The following is a 24,311-nucleotide window of genomic DNA, read 5'->3' as shown; positions in this document are numbered from 1 at the left end:
TACGCTGGTTCGTTCTACCCCAAGGGTCAGCTAACTTTAATTCTTTCTGTCGTTAGGGATACAATTAATTGCTTCAAAGGGCTCCCAATCCTAAACCAAAGGCGGGACATCTTGACTGAATCGGTACGCTTGGGATTGAAAGGTATGCTGGAAGAAAACAATGCCTTAATTTAAAGCTTTAGAACGCGACTACTCATGCAAATCTATCTGGATTACAGTGCGACAACTCCCCCTCGTGCGGAAGCGATCGCTGCCATGCAGCAGGCTTTGACGGCGCAGTGGGGCAATCCTTCCAGCTTGCATGAGTGGGGCAGTCGGGCCGCAACGTTGGTAGAACGGGCTCGCCTTCAGGTGGCTAGCTTGCTCAACGCTCCGCCTGAAGCGATCGTGTTTACGTCGGGCGGCACCGAATCTGATAATTTGGCGATTCTGGGAGTGGCGCGGCAGTACACCACGCCCCAACATGTGATTATTTCTAGCGTGGAGCACTCGGCGATCGCCGAGCCTGTGCGTTTGCTGGAGCAGTGGGGATGGGAAGTAACTCGCTTACCTGTGGATGCTCAGGGGCGGGTGAATCCTCAGGATTTACGCCATGCCTTGCAAAGTAATACGGTTTTAGTTTCAGTGATCCACGGGCAGAGCGAAATTGGTACCTTGCAGCCCATCCAGGTGCTCAGTGAAATTGCTCATAATCATGGTGCATTGTTTCATACTGATGCCGTGCAGGTCGCAGGCCGTTTGCAGCTAGATGTGCAGCAGCTTCCGGTAGATTTGCTCTCGTTGTCCAGCCACAAGCTGTATGGACCGCAAGGATCTGGGGCTTTGTATGTGCGACCTGGAGTGGAGTTGGTGCCGCTGATCGGTGGTGGTGGGCAAGAGTTTAAGCTGCGTTCTGGGACTCAGGCCGTACCTGCGATTGCAGGGTTTGGCATAGCGGCAGAACTGGCGATCGCGGAACTAGCGACCGAAACCCCCCGCTTGATGCGGCTGCGCGATCGCTTGTTTGATCAATTACTAGCGATTCCAGGCGTAACTGTCACGGGCGATCGCTGGAACCGCTTACCGCACCATGTCAGCGTTTGTCTCCAGGCTACCGATGGCGAAACCTTAAATGGCAAAACCTTGGTGCGCCAAATGAATCTGGCGGGGATTGCGATTAGTGCGGGTTCTGCCTGTCATAGTGGCAAAACAACTCCCAGTCCGATTTTGTTGGCAATGGGATATAGCGATCGCTTGGCGAAAGGTGGTATTCGCTTCACCTTAGGCCGAGATACTACAGTCGCAGATATTGATTGGACAGCCACCGTATTCCAGCAGGTTCTAGAGCGACTCATGCCCGTACAATTAGTAGGGAGCCGCTCCTAGCAAGCTAGTGATCTTCCTCGGCACCCATAAGCCCTCAAGCATCTGACTGAACAATGGCTGAACTTCCCAAAAACCTTGAAGACGCGATCGAGCAAGCCAAAACTGCAACCCAGGCAGCGCTAGACGCTGGTGTTTGCCGGATACAGGTAGAACTCAATTTCCCTGAACTCAAACCTATGCCGATCGCCGAGCAGTTTTTGAGTATTTTTGAAGATTTGGGAGCCAACTTCAAAGTTTTTTTCCCCGATGCTGGTGCGGCGGCTCTGGCACGGCGGGACTGGGGGGAAAAGCCTTTTGAGATTCGAGGGATTGGTGAACTGAAGGGCAAGATGCTACCAGAAGACCAAGCCTTTCTCATGGTCGCCCCAACTTCTGTAGAAGTGGCTGAGGTGCAAAAAATGGCTGATGAAGCCAGAGAACGCCCCTTTGTTCTCTTAAATCCGGTTCTGGAAGACATTGCCACCGTTGGCTTAGGCTATGCTGGGCGGCAGCTACGCACTCGGTTTCTTAGCACCTTCGAGGTTTGTTATTATCTTCGCCCTTTGGAAAATGGAGCCTTGCTGCGTTGCTATCCCGGCCCTTGGCAGGTTTGGCTAGAATTAGAGGACGACTATAAACTAATTGCCGAAGTTGCCACCAAGCCCGCTGGCGACGAAATCGACCGAATTTTAGCCCAATCTACTGGAAATCCTGAAGATCCTACCCCAGCTCCTAAAACAGGCTTTATGACAGAACTTCAGCGTTTTCTCAGAGCCTTAACCCAGTAACGCTGGCTTTAGGAGAGGTACCATTGGATACAATTACGGTGCGATCGCCAAGGTGAGTCAGGGCATACTATAAGAAGAGTTCAGTGCTTCCCATAGCTCCTCTTTTGCAATCTCAATTTATTGCAAATTGCAGCTATTTAGGCTAGCTCTGAAGCCTTGCTCAAGTTTTTGCATGAGAGGACCGGATGAGCGAATCTACCCGCCGTCGCATTTTCATCGGGGATGTGCATGGTCATTATGATGGCTTGATGATTTTGCTGGAGGCGATCGCTCCTGATGGGGACGACCAAGTTTATTTCCTGGGCGACCTGATTGACCGAGGCCCTCGCAGCGCCCAAGTAGTTGACTTTGTTCAGAAAAGTAACTTCCACTGCTTGCTCGGAAATCATGAGCAACTGATGATTGATGCTTTTCCGAAGGGCCGAGCTTTTGGCCCAGGCTTGCAAGCTTGGCTATATAGCGGTGGCCAAGCGACGGTAGCCAGCTATAAGAATATGGACTTGTTGGCCGAGCACTTGGAATGGATCAAGACGCTACCGATGTATATGGACTTGGGAGATGTTTGGTTGGTGCATGCAGGCGTGCATCCAGAGATGTCCATTGAAGACCAAAGCTCTCATGAATTTTGTTGGATTCGAGAAGAATTTCACAGCATTGCCAAGCCTTATTTCCCAAACAAATTGATTGTGACGGGGCATACAATCACTTTCACGTTGCCAGGAGTATCACCTGGGGAAGTGGCTCAGGGAAAAGGATGGCTGGATATTGATACGGGAGCCTATCACCAAAAGAGCGGCTGGCTTACCGGAGTAGATATTACCAATCGTCGGGTTTATCAGGTCAATGTTTGGCACCAAGAAGTCCGAACCTTGCCTTTAGATGAAGCGATCGCTCAAGTGGAGCCTTCCCAAATTATTGCTCGCCACCAAATGCTTCGCTCTTAGGAATTGCGTTGAGACGTGACCCTAGCCCCTTCCCTAGGAGGGAAGGGGAGACAAATTCAAGAACGACTTAGCAAAGGCTGAATCTTGGCTTTGTATGCTGCACTATCTAAGCCATTTCCAGGGTTAGTATTGCTGCTGCTAGTACTGGTGGAGTTGATACTGCGCTTGAGCGCCTCAATGCGGTCTTTGGTGTTAGGGTGAGTGCTCAGGAATGTAGGAAGTGAGCCGCCTTTAAGCAGCTTCTCCATAAAGGCAACCATTGCTGATGGGGCATAACCTGCTTTGCTTAAAATTCGTAGGCCTCTTTCGTCAGCTTCAAACTCATCCTGGCGACTATTGGGGCGTCTGAGGGCCAGTTCTACACCGATCCCCGCTAAGGTACTGCGATCGAGCCCTGCTGCTGTAGCCACACCACGGGCGATCGCCGTTTGGCGCATTTGCTGTAAGAGATGACGGCCTTCCACATGACCCGTTTCATGGCCTAAGACGCTCGCCAGTTGAGCTTCATTATCGGCAATTTTCATCAAACCTGTGGTGACATAGACGTAACCACCTGCTGTGGCAAAGGCGTTGACGCGGTTATCTTCTACCACTTGAAATGTGTAGGGGATACGGGGGCGATCGCTTTTAGCCGCCAGTTGCTGACCAATTTGGTCAACATACTCATTGATGGAGCGGTTACGGTATAGCCGAAATTCACTGTTTATAAGTTGCTGATTGATTTGACGACCGATCGCTACTTCTTCGCGATCAGATACTTTCGAGAGTTGAATAATTTGTACTCCCCGGAAGATCAAGTCAGCCCAAGGTAAGGCTGGGCTGGGGCTGGGAGAACCTACTACCAGTCCAATGGCGATCGCCAAGGAAATAAAAGGATAGAGCCAACGGCGGACAGAACGGCGAGACAAAGTAGAAAAGCGGTTAAGCATGATCACTGATGTGCGAGGAGAACGCAAAAAAGCTGAACTTTAAGGGAACTAGAAGTGGCGGACCTAGTCTGAGAGGTTTGTAAGTGCTAGAACCTCATCTGTCCTCATAGATGATTCTAGACGTACAGCCAAGACTCAAAGTTGCCACATCGAAAGCAACAAATTTCATTGCGAGAGTTACAGGGAACGGTTGAAACAGTTGCCCGTTGCTCCCTAAAAATTGCGCTTTGCTCAGTGCATTTAACACCGCCATCTGCCTAAATCTTTGGCGTGCAAGTTATGGTAATCTGACCAGAGTTGCGGCAGCTTTCTGAGGGATTGTCAGAGTCAATTCCCAGTCATTTCTTTTATTCGTTTCTTAAGATATCAGCAAGGTAAGCTTGTATGGCTATTTTGGACTCTCAAGGTCGTCTATTCGGCAAAGTTAGCATTCTCGACGTGGGAGCCGCCCTCGTGATCTTGCTGGTGATCATTGGCGTCTTTTTGGTACCTGGAACAGGAACGGTAGCTCAGATCAACAACGCAACCAAACCAATCGAGGTTGACTTAATTGCCAAGGGCTTGAGTGTCAGCAACCCCCAAAGATTTATCCAAGACTTTCAAGGTGCCAAGAAGACCAGCCTTGTGATCCGCAATCAGCCATACGGTGAGGTGGATCTCAAGTCGGTTCAAGTGCTACCTCGCAATGTTCTGATTACCCAACCAGACGGCTCTGTTAAAGTGATCCCGGACCCTCGCTCAGAGCTGTCTTACAGCACCGATTTGCTGATTACGGTTGGTGGTAGAGCCCAAGTTAACAAGGATGGTCCTGTTTTAGGCAATAGCAAGATCAAGATTGGCAGTGTTGTGCAGCTACAAGGTACTTTGTACGACTTCAATGCCAGTGTGGTTGACATCAGACTGAATGACAAGTAGCTATTTAAGGTCAGGATTCTGAAGAAATTGCCGAATTAATCCCACCGTAACGGCGGGTAGCTCTAGATGTGGTGTCAAGCCCACCTCATCTAGCTGCTGGAACACCCGAATGGCTTGAGGATTCAAGTCTGCTAAGCGCCGACCAATTTCTGGTGCGGTAAATTGTGACTGGCGACCCCAAACAATTGCGGTGGGCACAGTCAGTTGGGTGATGTATTGGGATAGATCGAAACATAAGTCGCCGCGCACGAAAGCCAGTGCTGCATATTCCGCGTTCGCTTGGCTTGCGGATTCTAAGTAGGCTGCGACAATTTCTGGATAAACTCGCTCTGGGCGAGCAAATTGGCGTTGCTCCAGAAAGCTGCGAATCCCCCCACTAGTAGCAACTCCAGCGTTGTAAATTAAGCGATCGATGATGGGAGTGCTGACCAGTTGGGCAAAAAAGCTGCGGGTATAGTCTTCGCCAAAATCGGAAAGTCCAGCAGGGGTTGTTAGAATCAGCGACTTGAATAGTTCTGGGCGAGCGATCGCCACCCGAATCGTAAAAGCTGCCGTGAGTGACGAAGCAATGACAGTCGTGGGGCCAGAACAAGTTTGCTCCAAAAACTCAGTGATGCTGTTGAGATAGTCCTCAATTCGGTAGTTGCGGGCTGGATGCTCTGAACGACCCCAGCCAATCAGGTCTGGAGCCAAAATTTGGTAGTCGCTGGCAAAGGCTGGATAGACTTTGGACCACTCATAGGCGGAAGAACCACCGCCGAAACCATGCAGGAATACTAATGTTTCGCGATCGCTAGATAGTTCTGCCTCGGCAGTAACCCAAGGTTTTGCTGCCGCAGTGTAGTAAACCATACGGCCTAGCTTGGTCGGAATGGATTGTTGGCGAAAGCCAGGGGGTAGAAACATAACTCAATTAACCTCGTCTTAGAGATGATGTAAATATGAAGATTTTGTCAAGTGTCGACAAAGTTTGTTTATATTTGAGCAAATCTCGACTCAGACTGCTACGAACCAGCGAAATAGCAGAAACGTACTTCGGGAAACAGCAGATTGGTTAAAGATGAGAGAAACTAAAAGACGTAAACATCCTTTACTCCTGGAATTTCTCGCTTTTCTGAGAAGGTTGCGTTACATTTCTTAATAAGGGTGCTTCTAAGTTTCAGATCAGGGTGTGTGGCGTTTTCAGAAGACTGAATAAGTTGATTGGTCTGAACGCAAAAATTAAACAGGGTGCATTGCAAGACTTCGATTTAGGGTCCAGCTATCAGAAACTGTAAATGTAAGCTGAGCCATCCTAATATCACTGGAACTTGAGTAGGCTAGGAGCTGCTTTAGGGGTGGATTTCCCGAAAACCTTACAAAGGGCTCCTAAATATATCTTAAGGTTTACCCAGTCGAGTGAAGTCGAAATAAGTATTTTTTGGGAACTTGATACCAGTGCGTCTGCTATCGTCCCGTGAACTTCGTCTTCTCGCTCTTAATCGGAGTGGCAGCTTGAGGCAGGTCTTGTTTTGACTTGTGTAGCATGCATCGCATCGTCCGATACATCAGGCAAGCCAAGAGGTGTTATGGCAGAATCATTGAGTCTTCGAACTGAAAAAAGTAATTCTGGTAGAAATTACCAACGGTTTAATTCTGATCTAGAGGCGACGCCCTTGGTGTCGGAGTTGCTGAATCGCCCCCCCGTGGCAGCGTCTCTGCCGATTCAGCCTTGGTCCGAATCAAGTTTGGCAGTGGCTCGCCCCTGGCAAGTACAGCTTGATTTGGAAAATTTAGCTTGCTTTGAAGTGGTCAACCACCAATTTCAGCATCAGGGAGTGATTTTTGACAACGCGATCGCCCTATGGCCCTCTAACCCCGCCTTTCCTCCCCGCTCTGGCACCACTGTTTTAATGGGAGCACCCAAGACTGGTCTGATAGAAGCTAAATTTCTCTATCCGGTATCTTCTGTAGGTGGGTTTGTCACGAGTTCTCGCTGCACGGTCTTGTCAGCCTACGACCACAATGAGCAACTGATTGCTGTGGCGGAACTAACAGAAGGTAATTTAGCGAATTCTAACTCTAGTCTTCCGGCAAACGCTGAACTATTTTTGACTGCTAGTAATATTTATCGGGTTGTTTTCTCTACATTCGGCAGTCACCTGACTTTAGATGACATTAGTTTTAGCCGCTGAATGGTAATGAAAGGCGTGGTTATCCGGAATAGCACCAACGAATATCAGAAAAAAATTTAATTTTTGTAAAAGAACTGACAGACATCTTATTCAATTGATAACGGTTTTAACTCTAGCTTTGTGATTTCAATTCGCATTCTGTGTGATTCAGATCCTTGACTAAAGACTACGCAGGAAAACCTCTCTGGTCTCAGCTTGATAGCCTGCGATCGCTACAGTTTCTATTTTCAGTATTTCTACGGGAGCCGTTTTTGGGTGAGGTTTTTCTCTCCACGAAGCCACCAGTTTGCCTCCGTAGTTTCACTCTAATAACCAAAACTACCTATCTTTTCTAGGCGCAATTCAAACTGTAAGAAATTAGCGATTTCAGAGGATTGTGTTCTCTCATTTTTGGCTGCCAACTTTTTTGAGTCAGGCTTCCTCTTTAACTTCAAGTAGTCTGAACTAGGGGTTATCACCCCCTTTTACAAGAACTCTATATTCCGATATTTTGACAGTATTGAAATTTAATAAACGTCTCAATCTAGTTTTAAGATGAATGCAAAACTGGAAATCTTAACTAGAGCACTCTTCAGTTTTGACTAGTTGATGGTGTTGTTTTTTAACTGTAAACCCTGTTAGAAAAACAGCATTTCATTCTCTTTATTCAGCCAGCAATGCGCAAGCTTGCAAAAAGATTCAACTGATTTTTAGTTGCTTTTAGTTTGTTTTAGTAGTTAAAAAATCGAGATTAAATTTACAGATTTCCTGCGAATTTATATTTCAATTTCGGTAAGAAACTTTCCATTAAGTTGAGGAAGTTAAGCCAGTTTCTTACCTTTGTATCAAGGTGTTGCCAGGAATAGTAGATCATGTCACGGGATGCCTTAGTTGTTGGAATTAATGCGTATCAATCCTTGCCCAGCCTTAATGCTCCAGCCCGAGATGCTGAGGCGATCGCTCAACAATTGCAAACCTATGGTGAATTCCGAGTTACCCGTTTACCAGAGATCGTGGCGACTGACAATGCGGCTGGCACGGTACAGACTAAAGTGGGTCTCAAAACTCAAGTAACCCTGCGAGAGCTAGAAGCAGCCTTGATTCGGCTCTTTAAGCCCAAAGGAAACAATATCCCTCATACGGCGCTGTTTTACTTTTCTGGACATGGACTACAAAAAGATGCAGGGATTCAGGAAGGTTACTTAGCTCTAAGTGATTCCCAACCAGACGTAGGATTCTACGGTTTGTCTCTCTTTTGGCTGCGGCGACTACTTCAAGAAAGCCCCGTGCGCCAGCGCATCATTTGGTTAGACTGCTGTCACAGCGGTGAACTGTTCAATATGCTGGAAGCTGATCCCGGAGCCCATGCGGGTACCGATCGCTTGTTTATGGCAGCTTCGAGAGAATATGAAACAGCTTATGAGTCGTTGGATAGTGCTTACAGTGTATTTACACAGGCTGTTCTAAATGGCCTTGATCCTAAAAGCAATGAAAACGGAGTTGTTACTAATTATTCGCTAACTCATTGGGTGAGTAGTGCGCTAAAAACAGAAGTCCAACAGCCCCTGTTTGAAAACTCTGGTAGCGAAATTATTCTGACTCGTTGCACCCAGCCCCCCTCAACCGTGCTGAGTGTCAAATCTCAGACAATCTGCCCCTACCGAGGACTGGAATTTTTTGATGAATCTCATGCAGAGTATTTCTTTGGTCGGGAAGATTTAACCGATCAACTGATTGACAAGCTACGGCATGGCAAGTTTGTCGCCGTAGTGGGGGCATCTGGTAGTGGTAAATCCTCTTTGCTGCGAGCAGGGTTAATTCACGAACTCCGCAAGGGTAATAAGTTTTCAGGTAGCGATCGCTGGCAAATTAAGCTGATTACCCCTGGGGATCATCCGCTCCGTAGTCTGGCTCACGCATTTATCGATCCGCAAGCGACAGGTCTAGAGCGGGCCGAACAGTTGCGCCGTGCTGAAGCATTTCTCAAAGATGGTGGTTCTGGTTTAGCTCAATTAGCTCAAGCAAGTGCGATCGCCAGTCAAAAGACCACAGATGGGCAGAGCACTGCGGGATCGCGCTTGGTGCTGGTGATTGACCAATTTGAGGAAGTCTTTACCCTCTGTCAGGGACAGCAATCCGAACAAGAACGTTACCGATTTTTTAACTGTCTAGTCGGGGCATTACAGGAAGCGGGCCATTACCTCAGCATTGTGATCGGCTTAAGGGCTGACTTTTTTGGCAAATGCTCGCTCTACAACCAACTTGCTCAAAAGATTGAGCAAAATTTAGTTACCGTCACACCACTGACCTACGAGCAAATCAAGGCTACGATTGTGCGTCCAGCCCAGAGAGTAGGGCTAGTTTGCGAGCCTAACTTGATTTACACCATGTTGCTGGATGTAGTGGGCGCACCGGGGGAGTTGCCGCTGCTTCAATATACGCTGCTAGAACTTTGGGAGCGGCGGCAGGAAAGCGAGAGCGGAGAGCCACCTCGCTTGACCCTGAACGCCTACACCGAACTGGGAGGCGTGCGGGGCACCTTACAAAAACGAGCGACAGAAATCTTCTACAGTTTGGCTCCGGAAGAGCAGCGAGTGGCTCAGCGGATTTTTCTGGCTCTGACGCAATTGGGAGAAGGTACAGAAGATACCCGCCGCCGCATTCTGAAAGCAGAATTGGTCAGTCGCCGCTTTCCAGCTTCTTTAGTGGAAAAGGTGTTAGAGAAGTTGGTAGTAGCCAAGCTGGTCGTGACGAATCAAGTCCCTGCTAGTAGCTCTCGCGCTGATGAAACTGACACACCCGTAACGACGCTTCAGCCACCTATCTCAACTGCCCTACACTTTGCCCAAGCGAATCAAGACTTGTCTGGTTCGGTTTGGACTTGGAACTCAGGCACGTCGGCTAGTTCTATCAAGTCATCCTATGGCTTAGGAACTGGGAGAACGAATTTACCTTTGGATCTGGATTTGACCTCAGCTAACGCTTGGTCATCACCCGGTAGCTTGCTCCCCGCTCTCTATTACGAGACGGTCGATGTGGCTCACGAGGCGTTGATTCGTAATTGGTCTTTGTTGCGGGGCTGGCTCGACGAAAACCGCGAAATGCTGCGGCGACAGCGATGCATTGAACAGGCAACGCGAGAATGGCAACGTGCTGAACAACCTTTAGAAGCAGAATATCTCCTTCGAGGCGGTCGTTTAGTTGATGCGGAAGACTTTTTGCAGAATTATCCAGATGAGCTTTCAGCCTTGGCTCAGCAGTATGTAGCGGTCAGCCAAGAGGAGAGCCGCAAGGCCCACAAGGAGTCCAGGGTGCTGCAAATTGCCGTTCCCTGTGCATTGTTGGTAGCGTTAACGGTTTCGTTTAACCAATACCGCACTGCTGTGAGTAATCAAGCGGAGAAAGACTACCAAATCCAGGTGGCAACATCGCGGCAGCGAGCAGCGATCGCCCAAACTGTTTTGCAAGAATCAGGCGGAGATCCGACTACGGCACTGCTGATTAGCCGCTTAGCTGCGGAGGGAGGAAAACCCACCTATGAGGCGGAAGCAAGCTTAAGAGCGGCTTTGCAAAAACTGCAATTGCAGGTTGAACTAAGAGGCCATCAAGGTGCTGTGCATCAAGTTGCCTTTAGCCCCAGCCAAAACCGACTTGCCACCGCAGGCGCAGACGGAACAATTCGCGTTTGGTCCTTGCAATCTCAAACCACCGAACGGGTGCTGCAATGGGATGCACCGACTCCTGCTCGCTCCAACCGAGCTAAGCAGACTGAAGCTGCACCAGCTTCTCCCCCGTCAGCGATTACAGCGCTCGCTTTTAGTCCAGATGGCAAACAATTAGCAGCGATCGCCAAAGGAACTCGACAAGTCAAGATTTGGACTGTTGAGTCTGGGGCTCCGGTTTTTCAACTGGCAGGCTTTACGGGAGAAGCAGTCCAAATTGCCTTTAGCCCTCAAGGGCAATGGTTTGCGGCGGCGAGCGCGGATCACACGGTGCGAATTTGGCAACTAAAAACTGGGCAACTACAAACCCAGGTGAGCCATCAAGGCCCGATTAACAGCATCCAGTTTAGTCTGAACGGGCGATCGCTCTTGACGGCCAGTACCGATGGTAAAGCTCGAATCTGGCAAGTTGCAACTGGGCGGATTCAGAAGGTGCTACAGCATCCAGGATCGGTGAACCAAGCTACCTTTAGTCGCAGTGGTCAATGGATTGCCACTGCCTGTGATGATGGTCAAGCTCGCCTGTGGAATGCCCAAACTGGACAACTTCAACAACTTTTTTCTCATGCAGGTGAAACTGCACGAAGCTTAGATCACGAAAATCCATCGCTAGGAAAGCCTTTGGTTAACCCTACTTCGGGTGCTACAGGTCAAAGCGATCGCTTGCTATATCACCGCTCCAAATTGCCCCATCAAACTAAGTCGGCTCCCATCATTCAGGTGATTTTCAGTCCAGGCGAGAAGTTGATTGCTACGGCTGATCCCAGCCAGCGAGTCCGACTGTGGAATCTGCGCTCTGGACAATTGTGGACGCAATTGAGCACTCCCAGAGATTTACCCACCATGATTCGCTACGCAGGACCAGAACCCATTACCTTTAGTCCTGATGGAGATTACATCCTCACGACTACCCGCAATCAGGTTGGCGATCGCAGCACTGCCTACACTGCTCACCTATGGGAGGTCTATACCGGACGCGAGGTGAGTGCGTTACGGGGGCATCAAGGCGCGATCGAGGCGGCTCAGTTTAGCCCTGATGGTGCTTATATTGCGACTGCGAGCGATGATAGCGTGGTGCGCTTGTGGGCCACGCAACCCGGTGGTGAACTCCCAACCTTGGTTATGGCAAAAGCGCCGATTCAATGGGCTACATTTTTGCAACCTACTGGGTCGCGATCGCTCAAAAACAGCACTTTGACGGCTCAAGCAGCCCCAAAGGGGTTAGAAGTACTGCTATCTCTGCCTTCACGCTTAAATTCTCGTTTCACAAAAGCGGCTTTTTCAGCCAATTCCTCGTCTTTCTCGGATAGTACGGCTTCCAGTCCCGCATCGGTCGCTTCCAATCTACTGAGCCGCATGGTGACTGCTACTGCCGCTGGCAATCTGCAAGCTTGGCATCTCTCTGGGAACCCAGTCACGGAGAACTTTTCTCAATCAAAGGCTGGTGGGCGGTTTGGGGTGTCAATCACTCAACAAACATCTGAGGTAGATCTACAGTCAGCTGAGGCTATGTTGAGCCACTCATCCAGTGGCAATCTCAGTGGTGTTGCTCTGAGCCCGGATGGTGAAACGCTAGCAATCGCCAAAACTGATGGCTCGATGGAGATTTTGCAACTACAGAATGAGCAGAAGCCGAAATTGTTGCGACGATTGCAAAATATACGCGACGTTAAGGCGAAATCGGTGACCAAGCCTGCGATCGCTACGCCCGTTGTTGTCCGCCAACTGAGTTTTAGCCCGGATGGCCAGAAACTACTAGGGCTAGGGGACGACTTGACAGTGCGGCTTTGGCATGTAGCTTCAGGGCAACTATTACAGAGTTTGCATGGTCATCATGCCACAATCGAGCAGGCGCACTTTAGCCCCAACAATCAGCAGGTGATCACAGCCAGTTGGGATCGAACCGCTCGGATTTGGGATGCGGCATCCGGGAAGTTAGTCCGCTTACTAGCGCATCAGGATGTCGTGAGCAGCGCCTTTTTTAGCCCAGACAGTCAACTTGTGGTAACTGCAAGCTGGGATGGTGCCGCTAGAGTATTTGACCCAACGACCGGGGGTTTGCGGGTGGTCTTGGCTGGTCATCGGGGGCCTGTGCTGGATGCTGAGTTTAGTCCAGATGGGCGATCGCTGGTGACGGCTAGCGCAGATGGTACAGCTCGTCTCTGGGATGCCCAAACAGGTACCGAACAAGCGCAATTGCGGCCTTCTAGCCCTAGCCATGAATCGCATCGGGTACGCCGAGCTTTCTTTAGCCCCGATGGTCAATACATCGCTACTTTGGGTGACGATGGCAAAGTGCGTCTTTGGGCTGCGACTTGGGAGGTTCTGCTCAAGTTGGCTCGCGATCGCACCTTACGACAATTGACGACCGAAGAATGCATCCGCTACCTGCGCCTTGCACCTAATGATTGCCCAGCGCTACCCACTCAAGGGGCCGAGGCTCAAGATGCTAAGGAATCATCTGTAATGGAGGCGATCGCAGTTCAGCAGCCTACAAATTAAATTAGGTGTTTCACTTACTATTAAGGCTCGGGCATTCCAGTAGCAAATTGAGTATCCTAGTAGTAAAAATTAGGATCACAATAGATCTGAATTTTTGATTTAATTTGAAGTTTGAATGCCTCAATCGTGGATTGATCAAACTTCATGCTTCAATTTTGCGTATGGCGGGTAGATAGGTAGGGAACGTGACACAGGCTTCATCTCGGCGGCGGCAACTCATCAACGAAGTGCAGGCATCTCTGCCAGAGTTTCCAGTTGCAGCATTGAAGCAACTGTTCTGGCTAAGTTCTGGAGATCAAGGGTCTAGAACTTGGTTCTGGGGCATGGCAGTCATGGCAGTGCTGCTAATTTGGCACTGGAAGCTACTGTTTGCTCTGGGGATCGGTGTTCTGATTTTGTTGCTGACTCATTCATTGCAGGCAGGAACCTGGCAGATTCCTTGGGTAGACTTGCGCCGCCACCTAAAAGGAACTAAGCAGCGCTTTGGCCTAGCAGTAGCCAGTGGAGCCATCGCGGCCCTCAGCACCTATATTTCCCTGGTGATTTGGAGTGAGGCTGAGAGCTTTTGGAGCGCTACAGGAGCTATCCTTCAGGGTTTTGGCACATTATCTGTCCTGGTCCTATTCATTGGGCATCTTTTGGAGCATCAGGATGAACAGCCGACCGCCCGTTTTGATCAACTCGTGCGCGATTTAACCCATGCAGATGCCTTAAAGCGCCTGATTGCCGTCCATCAGCTCACTCAAGCTGTGACTGTTCCAACTGCCGATCGCAGTCAGCGGCGATCAGTGGTGGACTATCTTCGGTTGCTGTTGAGCCAAGAATCAGAACCCGTAGTTCGTAACGCTGTGCTTCAAAGTTTACAATCTTTAGAAAAGGCCCATCGAATCACCCAAGTCCAACTGCCTCCGGCTTCTGCGCCAGTGGTGAAGTATGCAGCAACGCGAGTGCGGCGGCCTGTGGCTACAGTACCCCTGACTAAAGTAAAGTTGTAGTGAGTTTGTGTTAGCTGAGATTTGACTTATAATAGAGAAGGAAAATAGTAAGCCAATCTCAGTACTGGCTATTCACCCATTACTTGGCTCACAGATTTGACGATCGCGATCGCCAATTTTGATTTGGGGTGTTAGATTCGAATAGAATTACTCCGCCTCTTGACAGCGATTGCACATTGGGTACTTGAGGTCGTGAGTAAGCTCAACGAGGGATAGCTGAGTGAGCATCAGATAGGTTAAGGGCATTAAGTATGCAAAATGAAGTGACAGTCTCGAAACCCATCCGCTCCCTAGACGATGCCTTAAACCGTTGCCAGGTTTTGGGGATGCGTCTGAGTCGTCAGCGTCGCTTCATTTTGGAGTTGCTGTGGCAAGCTCATGAGCACTTGTCAGCCAGAGAAATTTATGACCGCCTGAATCGTCAGGGTAAGGCGATCGGACATACCTCGGTGTACCAAAATCTAGAAGCCCTCTCCGCGCAAGGCATTATTGAATGTATTGAGCGATCGGACGGTCGTCTCTACGGCAATATCAGCGATTCTCACAGCCATGTAAATTGCCTTGATACGAACCAGATTTTAGATATTCATATCGAATTGCCGGAAGACATTATTCGGCAGATTGAAGCGCAAGTCGGAGTCAAAATCACCGATTATCGAATTGACTTTTTTGGCTACCGAGGCGCTGAAGTGGCAGCAACGCAAGCGTCGTAAGCCTAGCAATCTTTTAGAAGTGCTGCAATTCAGCCCTTCGTCCAATCGAAGTCATTTTATTGCTGGATGAGTCACTACACTTTGGTAGGTTTGGCTTCATTTCCGAGTAGCTATGCGATCGCTATGTTTTATTTAGGGATCACTCAAGCGTTTAGTTCCGAAGGTTTCAACAGAATAGTTGGCGATCGCTCAGCCGCAACTGTGACCCTACCACGGCAGGAAGCTGGATCGTCCTAGCTAAGCTTGTCTTAGCCACTGTTGAGTAATCAGTGTGCCTCTCACAAGCTACTCGGATGGCTATAGATAAATTAATGATTCGATTGTGGTCACTGTGAGTTTGCAGTGCTTAAAGTTAGAGTTGATAAAGCCTGTTGTATGACCTTCCTACAGCTCGCTCACCTTCAGGGCAGGAAAGCGCTAAAGTTCGTGTATCGTAATATTTCTATGGCTTGTTAGAGTTTTGACTGCAATGATCCGGATACCTGCTATACAACTAGGGTATTGGATTAGGCCAGTCTTGACCGTCATTCTTCGCTCCTCACCAGCACTCTATCCTCGCCCCAGGCACCAATTGTACCTCTAGCAATCGTTAGTGCTTACTTTGCAAACGTTAACTCTCCAATTTCGGTCGGGCTAACTAAGCTGTACCTGTGAGTAGGGCTGCAAGTCTCTCTGACAGACACAACTCCCTTAAATTTTGGGAGAGGTCGATGGGTGCCATATGGGTTTCTCTAGGTAATCGCAACAGCCGCAATTATGGCGAGAAGACAATTCTACCGATTTCGTATTCATGCTGGGAACCAGTTTCGACCTTGGCAACTGGGGCGACAATCTAACCCACAGCCAAAAACTGAGTTGGCAGAAATTTTGGCTGAGCCGACTGAGGAGCCAGAGGGTGGCACAGTCTCAAACAATGCTGAACGGGAAGCGATCGCTCAGTCGGCTACTTTTGCCGATAGACCCAATGGCACCCGAAAGGTAATCAAGGATGAGGCCGTTCAGCCAGCCGCTAATCTAGCTGATCCCCAGGGGCCAGAGGCCATACCTACAGATTCACCAGTGCTAGAACCGCGCCGTAAGCGTGGCTGGAGCTGGTCATTAGTTTGGCTGAGCGTGGTGCTGGTCTGTGGTGGTACCGGAGCAATGGCGTTGGTTTGGCTGACCATGCTGCCACCACCGCCCAATTGCCAGCAAATTTCACCTTTAGCCGCTGATGCAGAGCGGCTGTACTGTGCCCAACAAGCAGCTCAGTCCGGTGAACTCAAGCAACTGATTGCCAGCGTGGAGTTGGTGAAGCATTGGTCTACTGAGCACCCCCTGTATAGCAGCGCTCAAAGTTCTTTAGCTGAGTGGTCGCGGGGGCTGTTGGCGATCGCCAATCAAAAGATTGGGCAGAATCAGTTGGAAGCTGCTGTAGAGATCGCCCAAAAAATTCCACCCAGCAGTCCTCTCTATCAGGACGCACAAGCAGAGATCTCCGCTTGGCAGCAAGATTGGAACCAAGGCGAAAAGATTTACGGCCAAGCACAAGCTGCGATCAAAGCTCAGAAATGGCAAGAAGCTTGGAAGCAATCTCAAGCGTTGGCAGGGCTAACCAACGAGCATTGGCGGCAACGGGTGACAGCCCTCCGGCAGCAAATTGCGGTAGAGCGGTTGGCGTGGCAGCAATTGCAACGGGCTGAAAACTTGGCCCAAGCCAATACGCCAGAGGATTTAGCGGCGGCGATCGCTTTATTGCCGAAGATCACGCCTAAAACTCATGCCAAAACCATTGCAGAGACGAAAAAAGTAACCTGGAGCAAGGATTTACTGAAATTAGCAGCGGCTCAACTGAAACAACAACAGTGGGAGTCGGCGATCGCGATCGCCGAGAAAGTGCCCGCTGGAGTTTCGGTTCTGGCTGAAGCTCAAGACTTAATTCGCTTGAGTCGGGCTTACCAAGCAGCGGCGCTCGGCAAAGTTCCAGGCAAACCTTTACATGAACAGCTCTGGAGCTTGGTCACAGCACTGGAAGTCTTACGCCAAATCGAGCCAGGGCGACCTTTATATAAAACGGCGCAAGCCCAGAGAGAGCGTTGGGAAATGCAGCGCCAAGACTTAATCAATTTGCAATTTGCCCATACCTTAGCCAACTTAGGACAAGTTCCGGCTTTGCGCTTAGCAATTGACCAAGCGAAGCTGGTTGTGCCAGGTCGTCCTCAGCGACTGCAAGCGCAGACCTGGATTGCTCACTGGCAAAAAGAAATTCAGCGGGTGGAAGATCGGCCTTATCTAGCCCAGGCTCAACAGTTAGCTAAGGTGGGGACGGTGAGCAGCTTACGGCAGGCGATCGCGGCGGCTAGTCAAATTGCTCAAGGTCGGGCTCTCCGGATTGACGCCCAAACCGCGATCGCGACTTGGAAGCGCCAGATCCAGGTGGTCGAAGACCAACCACTCTTAGACCAAGCGCGGACTTTGGCGAATCAAGGTAACTTAGGCAAAGCGATTGAAGTGGCAGGCCAAATTCGCTCAGGTCGGGCTTTGTATCAGGAGGCTCAGGACGCGATTTATGATTGGGCGGCACAAATTCAAATTGCAGAAGATCGCCCTGTTCTAAACGAAGCATATGGTTTGGCGAGCCAAGGGAACTTGAGTCAAGCCATTAATGTAGCAGCGCAAATTAGTTATGGCCGAGCGCTCTATGGAGAAGCTCAAGGCGCGATCGCGAATTGGTCTGCCGAGCGGGATGCTATTTTAGCGGCCCGTGAAGCCGAAGCTCGACAAGCTGCCCAAGACCAGCAAGCCGCCCCCGCAGAAACGCCTGCAGAAACGCCCGCAGAAGCTCCAGCGACCGATGACCCTGAGTCTGATTCTGATCCCTCAGGGGCAGCAGAACCAACTTATTCAGGAGAGCCAGAACCGCCAACGGACTCAGCGCCCAGTGAATAAAGCCAGGTAATTAAGCGAATTCAGAAGGCTTAAGTATGCTAGCGTCAATCTTGGATTCGACCTGAGCTGCAACTTGAAGCAGTTAGCAACCTGAATCATTGCTAGGCTCAGGGAAACTTGATTGCCAGTTATGGAACATTGGGCATTCGAAGCGCAATGACAGAACCGCTAGTAAAGCTGCTATTAATTGATGATGACTTGGTGTTCCGGCTAGGATTGCGAACTTGGCTAGAGCAGTTTCCTGACCTGCAAGTCATTGGGGAAGCCGAGACGGAAGCCACTGTGCTACAGATTTTGGCAGCTTCCCCCGCAACGCTGATCATTCTGAATTTAGATTTGGGCAGGGCAGTTTCAACCTGGACAAGCCGGGATCAGGAAGCGGGGCTACAACTATGTCAGTTACTGAAGCGGCAATATCCCCAAATTCCGATTTTGCTCTTGAGTGCATCCCCACTTCCAGAGGCGATCGCGGCTGCCCGCCAATCAGGAGCGGAGGGATATTGCGCCAAAGGCACCAGAGCTACAGAGCTATTGACAGCCATTCGGCAGGTGGCTACGGGGCAAAGTTATTGGTCTGCAAACGCTCCCGCGACGATCGCTCCATCGACTCAGGTAGGCGCAGCTTTGCCAGTCAGCGATCGCCCCCTTGCCGTCTCCCAGCGCCATCCATTGCTTGCCTTGTGGCAAAAGCAACGACTCTCGGGCTTACAGCAAATTGATGCTGCTTTGGCAGCGATTACGGCTCAACTACGACAACCAGGGTTGCCAGTTCTCGATCGCGCTGTGTTGGCGGGACGGTGGCGAGAACTGCGGGCAGCTCGCTGGGTGGTGAATCAGCTATTAGCTCCGCCTGAGCCTGATCCAGAAACACTGCGCGATCGCTCGTCCACCCTTTCAGACATCAGTCGATGGGAAGAAAGCGGCTGGGAAGAGAGTGCATGGGAAGAGAGCGATCGCCGCATCTCAGTTTCCGAGCCTAGCTTGCGCATATCTACAGGCTCAGAACTGGTAGCTAGCGTCCCTATAACTTCGCCAGAGCTGGCAGGGCGGCCTTTACAATCTCGCCTATTTGACCGGACAGTGAGTAAGTTGCAATCTCCCCTGCAAAATCTCACCAACACGCCTCTGGAAATTGATATTCTGCGCGAAGAAAAAAAGCGAGAACTGCTCTACATTATTTTGCGTAAGTTAGAAGAAACGCTGGATGAGTTGCGATTTGCGCAAGTTCAACCTGCTCAGTTGTTGGAAAAACAACCTGCTGTGATTCGAGATTTGTGGGTCGCAACTACCACAGATTTTTTTGGTAAATACTATACGTTGCAGTTGGGAGCGATGAACTTAGAAGTCGTGAAAGTTTTGCTGCAAGATACCCCAACTGTAGAGAGCGAAATTCTCAATAAAACTCCCCTGAGCTGGGATCTGTTTACTTACCTCTTATTTCAAATCCCCCTCGTTGTAGACAATGTACCTTATGCTGCTCATACCCCAGAGGCGATCGAGCGAGCAGAATGTTTATTGCAAAACTTACTGCTGCAAGTGGCCAACGCTGTTATCCAACCTTTACTTAATCACTTTGCCGATGTGGAAGTGATTAAGCAAACTTTTTACGATCGCCGTCTGATCTCTACTCGTGAAATTGAGCGATTTAGAAATAGTTTGTCTTGGAAATATCGGCTTGAACGTTATGTGGGTGAGCCCAAAGCGATTTTTGAAAGTCAATATGAATTATTGGTTTTAGATAGCCGAGGCATTGCCAAAACCTCGATTTATTCTCCTCGTAACCAAGAACTGAGAGAATTAGCGGGTCTGCAACTCGCCGTTACTTTGGTATTAGAAACTAGGGATGCGATCGCACCTCGGTTTCGCTCGGCGATTGCGTTTTTGGGCAGTGGTTTCGTTTATGTCTTAACTGAAGTGCTGGGGCGAGGCATTGGCTTAATCGGGCGCGGCATTTTGCAGGGGATTGGCAGTGCTTGGCAAGACACCAAGATTGGTAAAAATGGTGAACGTCCTAAACAGTAACTTCAGGATTTCAGCGGCGTCTGGCGTAGCGACCCACCAATTCTGCTGCCGCTAAGATATGTCCGTTCATTGCTGCTTCCAATTGCGCTTTGGTCGCACCTGATTGCAAAGATAAGGTGCGATCGAGTGCGTAGAGCTTGAAGATATAGTGGTGCGTGCCATTGGGAGGACAAGGGCCACCGTACCCTAGACTGCCAAAGTCATTTTTACCGTGGGTGCCGCCTTTCAGGAGCGTGGCTTGGGGAGCGATGCCTTCAGGTAGGTGGAGCGTTTCCGGCGGCAAGTCGTAAACCACCCAATGTACAAAAATGCCGACCGGGGCATCCGGGTCATCTACAATCAGCGCCAAGCTTTCCGTTTCGGCTGGGGGTGCGTCCCAACTTAAAGGTGGCGAAATATTGGCCCCATCGCAGGTGTACTGAGATGGAATTAAACTGTCAGCTTCAAACGCAGAGCTTTCAAGTTTCATGGTTTTCACCCAGTGCCTTTTTCCTGGATGATAAGTCGCGATCGCTAAAGCGGCTGGTAGAAGATAAAAAGCTTAGCGATCGCGTTTGCTGGTGTCCACCTAGACGCTAAGTTTAAGCGCTAAAGTATTTTGCCTCTGGGTGATAGGCAATCATTGCCGTAGTGGATTGCTCTGGGTAGAGTTGTTCGCTTTCGTCCATATGTAAGTGGATGCGATCGCTGCCTAACAAGTCCAGCAATTTGTATTGGTCTTGCATGTTGGGGCAGGCGGGATAGCCGAAGCTGTACCGGGAGCCACGATAACGCTGCGCCAAGATATCCCGAATGTTCTCCGGGTCTTCATTGCCAAACCCCAGTTCGCGACGAATCCGGGCATGAAGCCACTCGGCCAGAGCTTCCGCCATCTGCACCGCTAATCCGTGGAAGTAGAGGTAGTCGGTGTAGTTGTGGGCCTCAAACAGCTTTTTGGCATATTCCGTAGCAATCTCGCCCATTGTTACCGCTTGCATCGGGAACACATCGACCTGGCCTGACTCCTTGGGAGCAAAAAAGTCAGCAATACAGAAGCGACGGAGCGATCGCTGACGAGGGAATTTGAAAGTCGCGATCGGTTCTTGTAGGGGCGAACGGCCGTTCGCCCCTACGGAGGGATCATATAGATGCAGAGAATTTCCTTCTGCCTGACAAGGGAAGTATCCGTAGATCGCTTGGGGATGCAGCAGTTTCTCCTCAACAATCTTCTGTTTCCACTGCTCCAGAACCGGATAGACCTTCTCTTGCAAGAAGGCATCATACTCTTCCCGCGATTGCTCTCTGGGCTTACGGAACTGCCACTGTCCCGCGATCAGTGCTTGCAGATCGAGATATCTAAATAACTCCTCTACAGGGATATCTTCAGATTGCAAAACTTGCGTGCCCCAGAAAGGAGGGGTGGGTCGAGGGATATCAATGGCGATCGCTTCTGAGCGCTGGGTGTTTTCAGTGAGGGGTGAGGAGTCAGGGGTGAGGAGTGATCCAGATTCATTACTGGCGATCGCGTTATCTCCTTGAGAGCTGAATTCTTGTTCCAACTCCTCTCTCTTCTCTTCTCTCCCCTCACCTAAAAATCCCGCGCGATCGTCCCATTCACCCACAGTCTTAGCAGGCATGAGTTTGTCCATAAAGTGCAGATCAGAGAAGGCATCTTTGCCATAGATTACTTGGCCTTTGTAGGCGCGGCGGCAATCTTCATTCACGAACTTAGGCGTGAGTGCTGCGCCACCAAGAATCACTGGAACCGTAATTCCTCGCTCGTTAAATATCTCCAAGTTCTCTTTCATGAACGCAGTAGACTTCACTAGTAGACCGCTCATAGCAATACAGTCTGCTTGGTGTTTTTCGTAAGCTTCAATGATGTTGTCTACAGGCTGCTTAATGCCGATGTTGACAACTTTGTAGCCGTTGTTGGTGAGAATAATATCTACCAGGTTTTTACCGATGTCATGCACATCTCCTTTTACCGTGGCGATCACCACCGTTCCCTTGGCCTGCCCAGATTCTTCCTTCTCCATAAAGGGTTCTAAATGGGCAACTGCGGCTTTCATAGTTTCGGCAGATTGCAACACGAAAGGAAGTTGCATTTGCCCTGAGCCAAATAGTTCACCTACGACCTTCATGCCATCAAGCAAGAAGGTGTTGACGATCTCTAGAGGAGGATACTTCTCCAGAGCTTTGGTGAGTTGTTCTTCCAAGCCGATTCGCTCACCATCGATGATGTGGCGCTTCAGGCGTTCTTCGACTGGGAGTTTGTCATCTTCCGAGCGATCGCGCTTGGTAGTCTTACCCTCAAATAGCGTGGTGAGTTCGCCGAGCGGGTCATAAACACAAACATCTCCCTCAAATTGCCGCTCGTCATAAATCAGCTTTCGGCACACTTCTTGGTGCTCTGGCTCGATCTTTGCCAACGGCAGAATCTTGTTGGGGCTCACGATCGCCGCATCCATGCCTGCCTCCATCGCCTCATGCAAGAACATCGAGTTCAGCACAACGCGGGCCGCAGGATTGAGGCCAAAGGAGACGTTGGAGACACCGAGGATCATGTGACAACCAGGCAACTCAACCCGAATCCGCCGAATCGCTTCAATCGTGGCTTTACCGTTGGCGCGGTCTTCCTCAATCCCAGTTGAGATCGGCAAGGCGAGGGGGTCAAAAAAGATTTCGTGAGCGGGGATGCCGTATTCCACAGCAGCTCGGTAGGCGCGTTGGGCGATCGCGAATTTCCTCTCAGCTGTCCGGGCCATCCCCTCTTCATCGATGGTGCCGACAACCACACCAGCCCCATATTCTTTCGCCAGTTCCAGCACTTTGAAAAATCGATCTTCACCGTCTTCGTAGTTGGTGGAGTTCAGCAAGCACTTCCCGCCCGCAACTTTCAGCCCCGCCTCCATCTTTTCCCACTCGGTCGAGTCGAGCATCAGGGGCAGAGTCACGTTGGTCACCAGGCGCGACACCAGTTCCCGCATATCCCGCACGCCGTCGCGTCCCACATAATCAACGTTGACATCGAGGATATGAGCACCTTCCCGCACCTGAGCTTTGGCTAGCGACACCAACCCATCCCAATCTTCGGCATTGAGCAAGTCGCGGCACTTCTTAGAACCGCTGGCGTTGAGGCGTTCTCCGACAATCAAGAAAGAATTGTCTTGCTCATAGGGTTGAGCGCTGTAAATCGAGGACGCTGAAGGCACGTAATGGATCGGTGCCCGACCAGTCGCCTCAGTAGAAGGCCGCACCTCGCGAGTTTTAGGCGTGAGGGTTTGAGCGACCTCGGCCAACTGCTGAATGTGGTCAGGTCGAGTCCCGCAACAACCACCAATCACCTGCACGCCCCAATCTTCAATAAACCGCAGCAGCGACATCCGCAGTTCCATTGGGGTTAGTTTGTAGTGAGCATGACCCCCAATGTTCTCTGGCAGACCTGCGTTGGGGATACAGGAGACCACAAACGGCGAATACTCGCACAAATATTTGATGTGCTCTGCCATGCGATCGGGGCCAGTGGCGCAGTTGAGGCCCAGAATATCGATCGGGTACGGCTCCAAGATCGACAATACGGCACTAATATCAGAACCAACCAACATCGTGCCCTGGACTTCCATCGTCACCGACACCATCAACGCACGGCGATCGCCCTTCTTCTGGAACACCGACTCTACCGCATTCAGCGCTGCCTTAATTTGCAGCACATCCTGGCAAGTTTCGATAATGAACAAATCCACCCCACCATCAAACAAGCCTTCCGCTTGTTCGGCAAAAGCGGCTTTTAGAGTATCGTAGTCGATGTTGCCCAGCGTCGGCAGTTTGGTCCCTGGCCCCATTGAACCCGCCACGAATCGGGGTTTTTCTGGCGTAGAAAACTCAGCCGCTACACTTTTTGCCAGCTCAGCCGCAGCTTTGTTGAGGTAATAAGCCTTGTCAGCCAAGTCGTACTCAGCCAAGACAAACGAGCTAGCGCCAAATGTATCGGTTTCAATTACATCGGCTCCCGCAATCAGGAAGTCGCGATGCACTTTGGCGACGGCTTCTGGCTTGGTATGGATTAGATATTCGTTACACCCTTCGTACTCCGGGCCACCAAAGTCTTCAGCAGTCAGGTTCTGGGTTTGCAGCGAGGTGCCCATTGCCCCATCAAACACAAGAACAGGGCGAGCGGGACTGTGAAGACGCGCGAGGAAGGGGCTAGTCATAGCGATACTGAGCGAGGTTCTTAAATAATCATGATCCAGTAAGCTCTAGATTACCAATCCTGCTCGGTATCTGGGGAGTTTTTATAAATTGAAGGTGCGCGATCGCGCTTAATCAGCGCTGAACAAAGTAGGCATTTTACCCATAACCCGACATTCAGGAGCC

15 protein-coding genes are annotated in these 24,311 nt (G+C 50.2%); 11 read left to right on the top strand and 4 right to left on the bottom strand.

Translation table 11 applies throughout. The features are described 5' to 3' along the window. Positions 1–195 precede the first annotated feature (195 nt). From H6F68_RS21100 to H6F68_RS21090, 3 genes are all read left to right on the top strand, one after another. Positions 196–1,365 (top strand): cysteine desulfurase family protein, encoded by a 1,170-nt coding sequence (locus H6F68_RS21100; protein WP_190562029.1) that lies wholly within the window; start codon positions 196–198, stop codon positions 1,363–1,365. Between the two features lie 53 nt (positions 1,366–1,418). Further along, a complete protein-coding gene (locus H6F68_RS21095) occupies positions 1,419–2,132 on the top strand; it encodes a DUF1995 family protein (protein ID WP_190562028.1) in 714 nt (237 codons plus the stop codon). Positions 2,133–2,317: 185 nt separating this feature from the next. Next, positions 2,318–3,076: a metallophosphoesterase family protein gene (locus H6F68_RS21090; protein ID WP_190562027.1), complete on the top strand. Its 759-nt coding sequence runs from the start codon at positions 2,318–2,320 to the stop codon at positions 3,074–3,076. A gap of 56 nt (positions 3,077–3,132) precedes the next feature. On the opposite strand, the gene H6F68_RS21085 is transcribed toward H6F68_RS21090, so the two are convergent. After that, a complete protein-coding gene (locus H6F68_RS21085; RefSeq protein WP_190562026.1) occupies positions 3,133–4,005 on the bottom strand; it encodes a M48 family metallopeptidase in 873 nt (290 codons plus the stop codon). 384 nt (positions 4,006–4,389) lie between these two features. On the opposite strand from H6F68_RS21085, the gene H6F68_RS21080 reads away from it, so the two are divergent. Next, complete coding sequence (locus H6F68_RS21080) at positions 4,390–4,920, top strand: DUF4330 domain-containing protein (protein WP_190562025.1); 531 nt, start codon at positions 4,390–4,392, stop codon at positions 4,918–4,920. On the opposite strand, the gene H6F68_RS21075 is transcribed toward H6F68_RS21080, so the two are convergent. Then, the gene (locus H6F68_RS21075; protein WP_190562024.1) at positions 4,921–5,826 is read right to left on the bottom strand and encodes an alpha/beta fold hydrolase; all 906 of its coding nucleotides are present in this window, start codon (positions 5,824–5,826) and stop codon (positions 4,921–4,923) included. 662 nt (positions 5,827–6,488) lie between these two features. On the opposite strand from H6F68_RS21075, the gene H6F68_RS21070 reads away from it, so the two are divergent. The 7 genes from H6F68_RS21070 to H6F68_RS21040 all read left to right on the top strand — a co-directional run bounded on the left by H6F68_RS21070 (position 6,489) and on the right by H6F68_RS21040 (position 19,955). After that, positions 6,489–7,094, top strand: coding sequence for a hypothetical protein (locus H6F68_RS21070; RefSeq protein ID WP_190562023.1), 606 nt, complete (start codon positions 6,489–6,491; stop codon positions 7,092–7,094). 851 nt (positions 7,095–7,945) lie between these two features. Further along, positions 7,946–13,297, top strand: coding sequence for a caspase family protein (locus H6F68_RS21065; RefSeq protein ID WP_190562022.1), 5,352 nt, complete (start codon positions 7,946–7,948; stop codon positions 13,295–13,297). Positions 13,298–13,482: 185 nt separating this feature from the next. Further along, entirely contained in the window at positions 13,483–14,292 is an 810-nt protein-coding gene (locus tag H6F68_RS21060) for a hypothetical protein (RefSeq protein WP_190562021.1), read from the top strand. Between the two features lie 251 nt (positions 14,293–14,543). Beyond that, positions 14,544–15,005, top strand: coding sequence for a Fur family transcriptional regulator (locus tag H6F68_RS21055; protein WP_190431861.1), 462 nt, complete (start codon positions 14,544–14,546; stop codon positions 15,003–15,005). 66 nt (positions 15,006–15,071) lie between these two features. Beyond that, entirely contained in the window at positions 15,072–15,242 is a 171-nt protein-coding gene (locus tag H6F68_RS21050; protein ID WP_190562020.1) for a hypothetical protein, read from the top strand. Positions 15,243–15,761: 519 nt separating this feature from the next. Then, the gene (locus tag H6F68_RS21045; protein WP_190562019.1) at positions 15,762–17,933 is read left to right on the top strand and encodes a hypothetical protein; all 2,172 of its coding nucleotides are present in this window, start codon (positions 15,762–15,764) and stop codon (positions 17,931–17,933) included. 156 nt (positions 17,934–18,089) lie between these two features. Beyond that, a complete protein-coding gene (locus H6F68_RS21040; RefSeq protein WP_190562018.1) occupies positions 18,090–19,955 on the top strand; it encodes a DUF3685 domain-containing protein in 1,866 nt (621 codons plus the stop codon). Between the two features lie 10 nt (positions 19,956–19,965). Here the strand turns inward: H6F68_RS21040 and H6F68_RS21035 are convergent, their stop codons facing one another. Together H6F68_RS21035 and metH are read right to left on the bottom strand one after the other, a co-directional pair. Beyond that, positions 19,966–20,424: a YbhB/YbcL family Raf kinase inhibitor-like protein gene (locus H6F68_RS21035; RefSeq protein ID WP_190562017.1), complete on the bottom strand. Its 459-nt coding sequence runs from the start codon at positions 20,422–20,424 to the stop codon at positions 19,966–19,968. Between the two features lie 112 nt (positions 20,425–20,536). Beyond that, positions 20,537–24,148 carry a methionine synthase gene (metH, locus tag H6F68_RS21030; protein WP_190562016.1) on the bottom strand — a complete coding sequence of 1,204 codons (3,612 nt, stop codon included), beginning with the start codon at positions 24,146–24,148 and terminating at the stop codon, positions 20,537–20,539. Between the last annotated feature and the right edge of the window lie 163 nt (positions 24,149–24,311).

It is taken from the genome of Trichocoleus sp. FACHB-262 (assembly GCF_014696035.1).
Classification (GTDB): domain Bacteria; phylum Cyanobacteriota; class Cyanobacteriia; order FACHB-46; family FACHB-46; genus Trichocoleus.
This window is presented reverse-complemented; position numbering and strand designations above follow the sequence as displayed.